We start from the raw sequence: 11,280 nt of genomic DNA, 5'->3' as shown, positions 1-11,280 counted from the left end.
AGTTGTGTTTCAAATGGCCGACCTTCCCAGCCGCCTCGTCATGACGCTCGACACCGGTGACGTGCACATCAAGCTGCGTCCCGATCTGGCGCCGCAACATGTCGAGCGGATCACCAAGCTGGCCGACAGCGGCTTCTATGACGGCGTCGTCTTCCACCGGGTGATCGACGGCTTCATGGCGCAGGGCGGCGATCCGACCGGCACCGGCATGAGCGGGTCGAAAGAGCCCAACCTCCCCGCCGAGTTCAGCCGCGCGCCGCACGTCCGCGGCGTCTGCTCGATGGCGCGCACCAACGATCCCAACAGCGCCAATTCGCAGTTCTTCATCTGCCTCGACGATGCGACCTTCCTCGACGGCCAGTACACCGTGTGGGGCGAAGTGACCGAGGGCATGGAGCATGTCGACGCGCTGCCCAAGGGCGAGCCGCCGCGCACCCCGGGCAAGATCGTCAAGGCGCGCAGCGAAGCCTGAAGCCTTTTTTCGCGGTGCCGGCCCGCTCCCCCGCCTGGCGACCCATGCTAGTGTATCTTGATGGGTGGTCGAGCGGGAGAGCGGCCGGCACCGTCCTATTCAGAACCCGTTCAACACGGAACCGGCAGGGGCGTGGATATGTTTGGCAAACCCATGACGATCCGGCCCCTGGCGGTTCTGGCCGCCGTAGCTCTTCCCCTTGCCCTGCCCGCCGCTGCTCAGCAGCAGGGCACGCTCGCTCAGGTGCAGCAGCATCTGCGTGGCGCGCAGACGATGACGGCATCGTTCGCGCAGACCGACCGCGCAGGCAAGACGCTCAACGGTACGCTCACGCTCAAGAAGCCGGGCAAGGTCCGTTTCCAGTATGAAAAGGGCGTGCCGCTGCTGATCGTCGGCGACGGCAGCTCGCTGTGGTTCATTGACTATTCGGTCAAGCAGGTATCGCGCTGGCCGGTCAAGAACTCGCCGCTGGGCGTGCTGCTGAACCCCGATCAGGACATTTCGCGCTTCGCCAAGGTGGTGCCGACCGGCAGTCCCGATGTGGTCAGCATCGAAGCTCATGACCCCAAGCGGCCCGAGTACGGGCGCCTGACGATGGTGTTCGCCCGCAATTCCGCAGCGCCCGGCGGCCTGATGCTCCAGGGCTGGGTGGCACTCGATTCGCAGAACAACCGCACCACCGTTCGCCTGACCAACCAGCGGTTCAACGCTCCGGTGAGCGACGGAACGTTCCGCTGGAACGACCCGCGGAATCGCGGCGGGCGCCGCTGATCCGCTTTGGGCGGTGCCATTCATGTTGGCGACAGCTTCCTACCGCTAACACACATAGTGCGGACGGGGCTTTCGGGATTTTTCCCCCTGTTGCCCGAAGCTACCTCGTCCCGCCTGCGTGACGAACGCCAGGTCGGCCCTCGCTCCATGCCCCCGGAGCGGGGGCCTTTGGCGCTTTAGGGTTGGCCGCTTCGCGGCGCGGCACCGGCCCGCTCCCCCGTCCAGCCACCTACTTCAAGGTATCTTCGATGGGGGCCGGGTGAGGAGCGGGCCGTGCCCCCTGCGCCGTCAGGCGCAGAACGACTCTCTGGCGCCGCACGGCTTCCCCGACTACATCCCCGGTCGCATGAAGATCGCATCCTGGAACATCAACTCCGTCCGCTTCCGCATGGAGATCGTCGAGCAATTCCTCCGCGAGGAGGCGCCCGATATCCTGTGCCTTCAGGAAACCAAGGTGATCGACGGGGATTTCCCCCACGCGCCGCTACGCGCGCTGGGCTATGATCACATCATCATCCACGGCCAGCGCATGCACCACGGCGTCGCGATCATCAGCCGCGTCCCCGTCACCGAGGACGACCGGCTCGACTGGCAGGCCAATGGCGAAGCGCGGCACGTCGGCGTGCGCCTTCCCAACGGCGTGCGGCTCGAGAATGTCTATGTCCCCGCCGGCGGCGACATTCCCGACCGCGAGGCGAACCCCAAATTCGGCCAGAAGCTCGATTTTGTCGAGCGGATGACCCGCTGGTCGGAGGGGCTGGGCGATCTGCCCGTGATCCTGACCGGCGACTTCAACATTGCCCCGCTCGAATCCGACGTGTGGAGCCACAAGCAGCTGCTCGGCGTCGTCAGCCATACGCCGATCGAGGTCGAGGCGCTGGCCCGGCTTCAGGCGGCGAACGAATGGGTCGATCTCGGCCGCCACTTCATCCCGGCGCCCGAGCGTTGCTTCACGTGGTGGAGCTATCGCGCCAAGGACTGGGCGGCGTCGGATCGCGGCCGCCGGCTCGATCATATGTGGGCGAGCAAGGACGTCGCGGCCAGGGCGACCGCGCACCGCGTGTGTGAGCCGTGCCGCGGCTGGCTCAAACCCTCGGACCATGTCCCGATCGTCACCGAGTTCGACTTTTGAGCGCCCCCCGCGCCGCTGCCCGCGCGATCGACGCCCTGCGCCGCGGCTGGCCGATCGCGATCCGCGGCGAATCGGGTACGCTCTCGCTGCTGGCGATCGAAACGGGCGACGCCGCGCGTCTGGCTGAGTTCGACCCCGAGTCCTCAGCGCCCGTCCTGATCTCCGCGGGCCGCGCGGCGACGCTCAAGCTCGCCAACCAGCGCGATGCCGCCGTCCCCGATGCACCTGTGCTGGTCCAGCGCGCACTCTGGCTCGACTTCGACGGTGCGGTGGCGCTGGCCGACCCGCAGCTAGACCTCGCCACCCCGCTCAAGGGACCGTTCCGCGCGATTCCCGTGCCCGTACCCGATGCCGCCGCGGCAGCGCTGCGGCTCGCGCGCATCGCTGGGCTGCTTCCGGCCTTCTTCATCCGTGAAGGCGAGGCCGAAGGCGCGATCACGTCTGCCGATATCGATGCGCATGAAGATCCGGCCCGCCTGCGGATCGTGACTCGAGCGCGCCTGCCCGTCGCAGGCGCCGAGAATGCCGAGATCGTCGCCTTCCGCACCCCCGAATCGCCGGACGAGCATGTCGCGCTGCTGATCGGCCAGCCCAACGGCACCGCGCCGCTGGTGCGGCTGCACAGCGAGTGTCTGACGGGCGATGTGCTCGGCAGCCTCAAATGCGATTGCGGACCGCAGCTTCGCGCCGCGATTCATGCGATCGCCGAGAATGGCTGGGGCGTGCTGCTTTATCTGCGCCAGGAAGGGCGCGGGATCGGCCTGATCAACAAGCTGCGCGCCTACGCCCTGCAGGATCAGGGCTTTGACACCGTCGATGCCAATACAAGGCTGGGATTCGCCGTGGATGCGCGCGATTTCGGCGTAGCCGGGCGGATGCTCAGGCTGCTGGGGCAGGATCGGGTACGCCTCCTCACCAACAACCCCGAAAAGGTCGTCGGCCTTGAGTCGACAGGAATTGCGGTTGCCGAACGCGTTCCGCACAGCCTGCCGCCCAACCCGCACAATGAACGCTATCTGGCGACCAAGCGCGACCGCACGGGGCACCAGCTCTAGTGCGCTACTATCTCGACGCCGAGTTCAATGGGTTCGGCGGACCGCTGATCGCATTGGCGCTCGCACCGGAGGATGGTGGCACGCCTTTCTACGCCGCGCTCGAATGCCCGGAGCCGACACCTTGGGTCGCCGCGCATGTGTTGCCGGTTCTCAACATCGCGTCGGTGGATCGCGAAACGCTGGGCCGAACGCTCGCTGCCTATCTGGAGAGCGATCCCGATCCGGTGGTGATTGCCGACTGGCCCGAGGATATCGCCCATGCCGCGATGACACTGATAGCGGGACCCGGTTATCGCCACCCGATCGCACGCATCACCTTCGAGCTGTGCGATGCCCCGGGCTTCGACACGGCCAAGGCTAGCGCGATACCGCACAACGCGCTTGAGGACGCGATCGCCTTGCGCGCATTCATGCTGAAGCATCGCGGCTGCTAGGCGAGCAGCCGGGCAACCTCGCCGAAGTCATGCGCGATATCGTTGACGCCGACGGCACGCAGCCGTTCGTCATGTCCGTCGCCGCAATGGCTGCCAGCGCACAGTCCGATGACGTGCGCGCCGGATGCGACTGCGCCGGTCGCCCCCACCGGCGAATCCTCGAGGATCGCGCAACGTGCGATATCGACGCCCAGCGCCTGCGCAGCGTGAAGATAGATGTCCGGCGCCGGCTTACCGCGCTTCACATGCTCGCGGCCGCTGAAGATCCTGTCCCCGAATGCATCGCGGATGCCGAGATGGTCGAGATGCCCGGCAATCCAGGGGGTCCGGCTCGACGACGCGATGGCGCGGGGAAGCGACTCCGGGAGTGAGCGGATGAAGGCGACGGCACCGACCACGGCCTCGATTCCCTCCTCGAGCGCCCGCTGGTCTTCGATCGCGCGCGCATCGTGGAAATCATCGGGCAACGGCCGGCCGATCCAGCGTTCGACGGCGTCCAGAAACTCGCGTCCCGAAAACCCCATGAAGTTCGCCATCGACTCTTCGGGGGTGGTCGGATGACCGATCCCGGTGAGATACTCGGCGACCTGCTTGTTGCCGGCATATTCGCTTTCGAGGAGCACGCCGTCGAAGTCGAAAATCAGGGCATCGAAGCGGATCGGCAGGCTCATTCACGTTCTCCGAACAGGGCAGTGCCGACGCGGACATGCGTGGCGCCAAGGGTGACGGCAGTCTCAAAATCGTCGGACATGCCGATGCTGAGGCCACTGACGTCATGGTCGCGCGCCAGCTTCGCCAGCAGGGCGAAATAGGGCGCCGCATCGACGCCAAGGGGCGGAACCGCCATCAACCCCGCAACCGGCAGCGCCGCACTGCGCGCTTCGGCCAGCAGCACCGGCAGGCCGGCGACCGCGCAGCCCCCCTTTTGCGGCTCGTCCCCGATATTGACCTGAACGAAGCAGGACGGGCGGCGGTCGGCCTTGTCCATCGCGTGCGCGAGCGCGGTGACGAGCGATGAGCGATCGACCGAATGGATAGCGTCGAACAACGCCACTGCTTCCTCCGCTTTGTTCGACTGAAGCTGGCCGACCAGATGGAGTTCGATGCCCCGCGCCTCCTCGCGCAGACCGGGCCATTTGGCCGCCGCTTCCTGCACGCGATTCTCGCCGAATATGCGCTGGCCTGCATCGATCAGCGGGCGGATTGCGTCCGCCCCATGCGTCTTTGAAATCGCGATGAGCGTGACGTCGGCCGGATCGCGGCGCGCGATGGTCGCTGCACGGGCGATTCGGTCGCGGATGGTGGAAAGGCGCGAGTCAGCGGTGTCGGATGCCATGGGCGCGGCTATAGAAGGGGCAATGCGCCGCCGCCACCCCTCCCTTGCCCAGGAATTGCCCCGGCGCTGGCTGATGACCGACGAGCGGCTGGGTGAAAGGCTCTGGGATGCGCTTGCCGCATTGCCAAAGGGATCGGGTGTGATCCTGCGGCATTACGGGCTGCCACCGGCCGAGCGTCGGGTCCTGTTCGCCAGGATCGCCCGAATCGCGCGGCGCCGGGGGTTGGTCCTGGTTGTCGCGGGCACGGAGCGGCTGGAACAGGCCCCGCGCCATGGCCGTCATCGCGGCGCCCTGACCGCACCGGTTCATTCCCGGCGAGAAGCGATCGCAGCGGTGCGCAACGGCGCGAAGCTGATCTTCGTTTCGCCGGTGCACGCGACTCGCTCCCACCCCGGCGCGCGAACGCTGGGAGCTGTCCGACTAGGGTTGCTGATTCGCGGATCGAACGTACCGGTCATCGCACTTGGCGGGATGAACGAGCGCCGCTGGCGCGCACTCAGGCCGCTAGGCGTATATGGCTGGGCCGGGATCGACGCGTGGAGCGGTTAGAAGCGGATCGCAGTGCCGACATAGACCGACTGGCTGTCACGCCGGTTGTCAGTCAGCTGCGGCAGCCGGTTCTCTTCCGACTTGTAGCGAACGCCCGCGGTCAGGTCGAAATTGCGGCTCAGCGAATAGGAGCCGCCGACATCGATCGAATAGCTGGGATCGGCGGCGATCAGGCGCGGCGCACCGTCGAGCGGGCGCTCGGCTCCGGCCTTGATCCGGCCCGATGCGCGCTTGCCGGTATAGCTGATGCCGACATCCACCGCCTCGCGGCTGCCCGGCTGGCCAGCCAGATCGAGCTTGGACAAATCCCCCGAAACGGCGAACCGCTTCCAACCCACCGACATGCCGAGATTATAGGCGATCGGCTGCAGCGTGACGGCGGCGGGCGCCGCAGCGCCGCGATCCGCGAGCGCCGCTGCCGGGCGCGCCGTCCGGGCGCGTACCGCTACGGTCACGCTGCGGCTGGTTGCACGGGCCGAATCGGCGGGTGTGAATCGGAAACCATTGCCGCCCAGACCAGTGCGCGCGAGAACCGCCGCAAGCTTGGGGTCCGCAGCCGCGGGGGTAAAGGTACCGATGCTGCCGATCGAAGCCGCACGCTTGGTGACGGCGAGTCGCTGCTGCTGCGGGGCAGTCTGGGCGAGAAGCGCGGGCGCGACGACAAGGCCGGCTGCGCCCAGCGCGCCGATCCCGATGCCAGTCATGAGTCGCCGAACGCTCATTTCGTCCCCTACCTTGGCTTTGGGCCTACCATGATTCGGCCGCAATGTTCCACAGGTGGAATCGCTTTTCCCCGCAAGTGTTGCACAAGACGCACATAGGGGCGCACCGGCAGGACAAAGCGGCTTGCGCTTGCGGCGGGCGCATGACGATCTATAGATGCTGGCCACCCATAGAGTTTCCCATAGGAAGATGCCGATGAACCGCCTGTTGCGCACCGCGATCCTGGGCAGCCTTGCCCTGAGCCTCACGGCTCCGCTTGCCGCGTGCGGCGGCGGCAAGGAACGCCCTCGCGCGGATCTCGCCGCGTCGAAGGTCACGACGATCGGCGTCAATGCCTATCTGTGGCGCGCTGCACTCGACACCGTTTCGTTCGCGCCCATCATGCAGACCGACTCGAACGGGGGCGTGATCGTCACCGACTGGTACGTGAATCCCAACCTCCAGACCGAGCGGACCAAGCTGACGGTCGCGATCCTAGACCAGGATCTGCGGGCCGATGCGCTTCGCGTGAGCGCGCAGCGCCAGGTCAACCGCAACGGCCAGTGGGTCGATTCGCCGGTCGAAGCATCCACGGTGCAGAAGATAGAGGACATCATCCTGACTCGCGCCCGCGACCTGCGCCGCGCGGCGATCGTCGAGAATTGAGAGCGGGCGGGATCGCCCGCCGCTCCGAAAAGAAGGAAGAAATGTGTCGCGGTTCAACGCGCTGAAGGCCGATTCTGCGTGGCAGAAGCTGTGGGAGGAACGCGGCACCTTCGCCGCCGACGACAGCTCGCCAAAGCCCAAATCCTATGTGCTCGAGATGTTCCCCTATCCGTCGGGGCGCATCCATATGGGCCATGTCCGCAACTACACGATGGGCGACGTGCTGACCCGCTATCGGCGGATGAAGGGCATGGAAGTGCTCCACCCGATGGGCTGGGACGCATTCGGCATGCCTGCCGAGAATGCGGCGATGGAAAAGAAGGTCCATCCGGGAAGCTGGACGCGCGACAACATCGCGACGATGCGCGCGCAGCTCAAGCGGCTGGGCCTCGCCATCGACTGGACGCGCGAACTCGCGACGTGCGAACCCGACTATTACGGGCATGAGCAGGCGCTGTTCCTGGACCTGTTCGCCAATGGACTCGTCTATCGCAAGGAATCGACGGTCAACTGGGATCCGGTCGACATGACCGTGCTCGCCAATGAGCAGGTGATCGACGGCCGCGGCTGGCGATCGGGCGCGCTGGTCGAGAAGAAGAAGCTCAACCAGTGGTTCCTCAAGATCACCGATTTCGCCGACGAGCTGCTCGACGGTCTCGGCACGCTCGACAAATGGCCCGACAAGGTCCGGCTGATGCAGGAAAACTGGATCGGCAAGTCCGAGGGGCTGCAGTTCCGGTTCAAGCTCTCCGATGGCGCTGACGTCGAGGTCTTCACGACGCGGCCCGACACGATCTTCGGATCGAGCTTCGTCGCGATCGCGGCGGACCATCCGATCGCACGCAAACTCGCGCAGACCAGCCCCGAAGCCGAAGCGTTCATCGCGCGGTGCAAGCTGGGCGGCACGACCGCGGCCGAGCTGGAAACGCAGGAGAAGCTGGGCTTCGACACCGGCATCCGTGCGACGCATCCCTTTGATCCCGCTTGGGAATTGCCGGTCTACATCGCCAATTTCGTGCTGATGGACTATGGCACGGGTGCCGTCTTTGGCGTGCCGGCGCACGACCAGCGCGATTTCGAGTTCGCGACCAAATACGGCCTGCCGATCCGCCGCGTGGTCTCCGACGGCGCCAGAACGGAACCCGAATTCACCGACGCGGAGGCCTATTCGGGGCCCGGCACGCTGGTGAACTCGCACTTCCTCGACGGGATGGACGTCCCCGATGCCAAGCGTGAGGTGATTACTCGCGCCGAGGCGGGCGGCTGGGGCAAGGGCACCACCGTGTGGCGCCTGCGCGACTGGGGCGTCAGCCGCCAGCGTTACTGGGGCACGCCGATCCCGATCGTCCATTGCGAAGTGTGCGGCGTCGTTCCGGTGCCCAAGAAACAGCTTCCCGTGGTGCTGCCCGAGGACGTCAGCTTCGACATTCCCGGCAACCCGCTCGATCGTCACCCGACGTGGAAGCATGTCGATTGCCCGCGCTGCGGCAATCCCGCGCGGCGCGAGACCGACACGCTCGACACGTTCGTCGATTCGAGCTGGTACTTCATCCGCTTCGCCAGCCAGCCCGGCGACATGCCGTTCGACCGCAAGATCGCCGAACAGTGGCTGCCGGTGAACCAGTATATCGGCGGGGTAGAGCATGCGATCCTGCACCTGCTCTATGCCCGCTTCTGGACGCGCGCGCTCAAGCGCATCGGCATGCTCGACATCGCCGAGCCGTTCGAGGGGCTGTTCACCCAGGGCATGGTGACGCACGAGACCTACAAGGCCGCCGATGGTCGCTGGCTCTCGCCGGGCGAGGTCGTGCGCAAGGGCGAGATCTGGATCGAGGAATCGAGCGGCAATCCCGCGACGGTCGGCCGCATCGAGAAGATGTCCAAGTCCAAGAAGAACACCGTCGATCCCGAACCGATCGTCGACCAATATGGTGCGGACGCGGTGCGCTGGTTCGTGCTTTCGGATTCGCCGCCCGAGCGCGACCTCGAGTGGACCGAGAACGGCATCGAGGGTGCGTGGCGCTTCGTTCAGCGGCTGTGGCGCCTGTTCGACGGGCTCGAGGCCTGGGAGGGTGAGGACAAGCCGCTCGATCGCATCCTGCACCAGACGATCGCCGGGGTGGCTTCCGACATCGAAGGGCTTCAGTTCAACAAGGCCGTCGCCAAGCTCTACGCACTGGTCAACGCGATCGAGAAAGCGCAGCCGAGTGCTTCGCGCGCCAGCGCGATCCGCACCGCGATCCGGATCGCCGCGCCGATGGTTCCGCACCTGGCCGAGGAAGCCTGGGCAGCGATGGGGAATGACGGGCTGATCGCCGACGCGGAATGGCCGCAGGTAGATCCGGCATTGCTGGTCGAGGACGAGGTGACGATCGCGATCCAGGTCAACGGCAAGCTGCGCGACACGGTGAAGGCCGCAAAGGGCGAAGCGAAGGACGCGCTCGAGGCGATGGCCTTGGCAAACCCGAATGTGCAGCGCATTCTGGAAGGCGCCACCCCCAGGAAGGTGATCGTCGTGCCCGACCGTCTGGTGAACATCGTCGCATGAGAATCGCGCCAGCCCTGCTCGCGCTCTCGGCGCTCGCGCTCAGCGGCTGTGGCGGGCTGCGGCCGCTTTATGGCGGGGGAGTCGGCGGTCCGGTGCAGACGATGCTCTCAGGTGTCGAGGTCGCGCCGATCGAGGGCGAGAGCGGCTGGCTGGTCGCCAACGCGGTCCGCGACCGGATCGAGGCGACACGCAGCGGCACCCCCGCCTATCGGCTCGACATCAAGCTCGACGACCAGATCCAGGGCCTGGGCGTACGCCGCGACGATGTGGTGACGCGCGAGCGTCGCACGTTGCGCGCACGCTATCAGCTCGTCGACCTCGCGACCGGGCAGGTTGTGCTCGATGCCACCGCTGGCTCGGACGCCGGCATTGACGTGGCTGGCTCGGAATATGCCACGATCGCGGCTGAGAAGAGCGCGCTCGAGCGGCTGTCGGGGATCGTCGCCGACCAGATCGTCGCACGCCTCGCCCGCTACGCGCGCGCCTCCGAAACCAAGTGAAGGCCAGCGAAGCGCAGATTAGGGCCCGGCTGGACAAGCCCGGGCCGGATATCCGCCTCTTCCTCCTCTACGGCCCCGACGAATCGGGTGCCAACGATCTCGCCGCGCGGCTCGGCCGGGCAATGGGGGCCGAGGCCGAGCGCATCGATATCGAAGGATCCTCGCTAAAGGGCGACCCGGGACGGCTCGCAGGCGAAGCCGCATCGCTCTCGCTGTTCGGCGGCGCGCGCTATGTCCGCATCGCCGGCATCGACGACGACGGTACCGAGGCGGTGCGGCTGCTGCTCGACGCGGAAGTGGCCGGGAACCCCGTGGTCGCGGTCGGTGGGGCTCTGAAGGGCACCGGAAGGCTGCTCAAACTCGTCCTCGCGGCACCCGGCGCGATGGCGCATGCCTGCTATATCCCCGACGCGCGCAACGCGGCCCAGCTCGCCGCCGGAATCGCACGCGAGAATGGCCTGAGGCTGATCAACGGCAGTGCCGAACGGCTCGCGGCGCTCTCTGGTGGCGATCGCGCTGTGCTGGCGCGGGAGATCGAGAAGCTTTCCATCTATCTCGATGCCGCACCCGATCGCCCGCGTGAGGCGGGAATGGAGGCGCTGGAGGCAATCGGCGCCGATCTCGGCGACGCAGAGATGCAGAGCGCGATCGAGGCGGTGGTCGAGGGCCGAGCGGCCGAGATCGGCATCGAGCTCGCCAGACTCGAACAGGCCGGCGTCTCTGCGATTCCGCTGCTTCGCCAGCTCGTCCGCCGACTGATGAGCCTCGCCGAGATGCGCGCCGATATCGACCGCGGCGCGTCACCCGATGAAGTCGTCAAGAAGCACCGCGTCTTCTTCAAGGAGGAGATGAGCACCAAGATCGCGCTGCGCCGCTGGACCAGCCCGATGCTGGCGCGCGCCGTAGAACGCGTGCGGGAGGCGGAACGCGGCATGACCCGTGCCGGCGGCAATGCGGGCCAGGTGATCGCTGACGAGGCGTTGGTGACGCTGTCGCGAGCCGCGGCGCGGGGGCGGTGAAGGGACAACAATCGATTGATAAGGTCAGACCTGTCAGTCGGGTTCCTTCTCGGTTGCGATCATACCGCAACGCCGCAACACTCTCCGTTTGCGCA

Annotated in this window: 13 protein-coding genes; 10 read left to right on the top strand and 3 right to left on the bottom strand. The window is 66.6% G+C overall.

What is annotated here, in order from left to right; all coding sequences use genetic code 11:
* Positions 1-13: 13 nt before the first annotated feature.
* The 5 genes from BDW16_RS10950 (at position 14) to BDW16_RS10930 (ending at position 3,864) form a co-directional block, all read left to right on the top strand.
* Positions 14-472, top strand: a complete 459-nt coding sequence (locus BDW16_RS10950; protein WP_066578196.1) for a peptidylprolyl isomerase — start codon at positions 14-16, stop codon at positions 470-472.
* 153 nt (positions 473-625) lie between these two features.
* Positions 626-1,243 (top strand): LolA family protein, encoded by a 618-nt coding sequence (locus tag BDW16_RS10945; protein WP_066578375.1) that lies wholly within the window; start codon positions 626-628, stop codon positions 1,241-1,243.
* 346 nt (positions 1,244-1,589) lie between these two features.
* Positions 1,590-2,375 (top strand): exodeoxyribonuclease III, encoded by a 786-nt coding sequence (locus BDW16_RS10940; RefSeq protein WP_066578194.1) that lies wholly within the window; start codon positions 1,590-1,592, stop codon positions 2,373-2,375.
* The gene (gene ribA / locus BDW16_RS10935; RefSeq protein WP_066578191.1) at positions 2,372-3,430 is read left to right on the top strand and encodes a GTP cyclohydrolase II; all 1,059 of its coding nucleotides are present in this window, start codon (positions 2,372-2,374) and stop codon (positions 3,428-3,430) included. The genes BDW16_RS10940 and ribA overlap by 4 nt, the downstream gene beginning before the upstream one ends.
* Positions 3,430-3,864, top strand: a complete 435-nt coding sequence (locus BDW16_RS10930) for a hypothetical protein (RefSeq protein ID WP_066578189.1) — start codon at positions 3,430-3,432, stop codon at positions 3,862-3,864. Before ribA ends, BDW16_RS10930 begins: the two co-directional genes overlap by 1 nt.
* Here BDW16_RS10930 and BDW16_RS10925 read toward each other — a convergent pair.
* Both BDW16_RS10925 and BDW16_RS10920 read right to left on the bottom strand, forming a co-directional pair.
* Positions 3,861-4,535, bottom strand: a complete 675-nt coding sequence (locus BDW16_RS10925) for an HAD family hydrolase (protein ID WP_237241219.1) — start codon at positions 4,533-4,535, stop codon at positions 3,861-3,863. The two genes, BDW16_RS10930 and BDW16_RS10925, sit on opposite strands and share 4 nt — an antisense overlap.
* Positions 4,532-5,200: a YggS family pyridoxal phosphate-dependent enzyme gene (locus BDW16_RS10920; protein ID WP_066578182.1), complete on the bottom strand. Its 669-nt coding sequence runs from the start codon at positions 5,198-5,200 to the stop codon at positions 4,532-4,534. Before BDW16_RS10920 ends, BDW16_RS10925 begins: the two co-directional genes overlap by 4 nt.
* A gap of 22 nt (positions 5,201-5,222) precedes the next feature.
* Between BDW16_RS10920 and BDW16_RS10915 the strand changes: the two genes are divergently transcribed.
* Complete coding sequence (locus BDW16_RS10915; protein WP_066578179.1) at positions 5,223-5,750, top strand: thiamine phosphate synthase; 528 nt, start codon at positions 5,223-5,225, stop codon at positions 5,748-5,750.
* On the opposite strand, the gene BDW16_RS10910 is transcribed toward BDW16_RS10915, so the two are convergent.
* The gene (locus BDW16_RS10910; protein ID WP_241230434.1) at positions 5,747-6,472 is read right to left on the bottom strand and encodes a hypothetical protein; all 726 of its coding nucleotides are present in this window, start codon (positions 6,470-6,472) and stop codon (positions 5,747-5,749) included. The genes BDW16_RS10915 and BDW16_RS10910 overlap by 4 nt on opposite strands.
* Before the next feature lie 196 nt (positions 6,473-6,668).
* On the opposite strand from BDW16_RS10910, the gene BDW16_RS10905 reads away from it, so the two are divergent.
* The 4 genes from BDW16_RS10905 to holA are packed head-to-tail and all read left to right on the top strand — an operon-like array spanning position 6,669 to position 11,185.
* A complete protein-coding gene (locus BDW16_RS10905; protein ID WP_066578369.1) occupies positions 6,669-7,118 on the top strand; it encodes a DUF3576 domain-containing protein in 450 nt (149 codons plus the stop codon).
* A 43-nt stretch (positions 7,119-7,161) separates the two neighbouring features.
* Positions 7,162-9,666, top strand: coding sequence for a leucine--tRNA ligase (gene leuS, locus BDW16_RS10900; protein ID WP_066578174.1), 2,505 nt, complete (start codon positions 7,162-7,164; stop codon positions 9,664-9,666).
* Positions 9,663-10,166, top strand: a complete 504-nt coding sequence (gene lptE, locus BDW16_RS10895) for an LPS assembly lipoprotein LptE (RefSeq protein WP_066578172.1) — start codon at positions 9,663-9,665, stop codon at positions 10,164-10,166. The genes leuS and lptE overlap by 4 nt, the downstream gene beginning before the upstream one ends.
* Positions 10,163-11,185 carry a DNA polymerase III subunit delta gene (gene holA, locus BDW16_RS10890; RefSeq protein WP_066578170.1) on the top strand — a complete coding sequence of 341 codons (1,023 nt, stop codon included), beginning with the start codon at positions 10,163-10,165 and terminating at the stop codon, positions 11,183-11,185. Before lptE ends, holA begins: the two co-directional genes overlap by 4 nt.
* Positions 11,186-11,280: the final 95 nt, after the last annotated feature.

Source organism: Sphingomonas koreensis (assembly GCF_002797435.1).
GTDB lineage: Bacteria > Pseudomonadota > Alphaproteobacteria > Sphingomonadales > Sphingomonadaceae > Sphingomonas > Sphingomonas koreensis.
The sequence above is the reverse complement of the archived record's forward strand: the minus strand, read 5'-3'. Positions and strand labels throughout refer to the sequence as shown.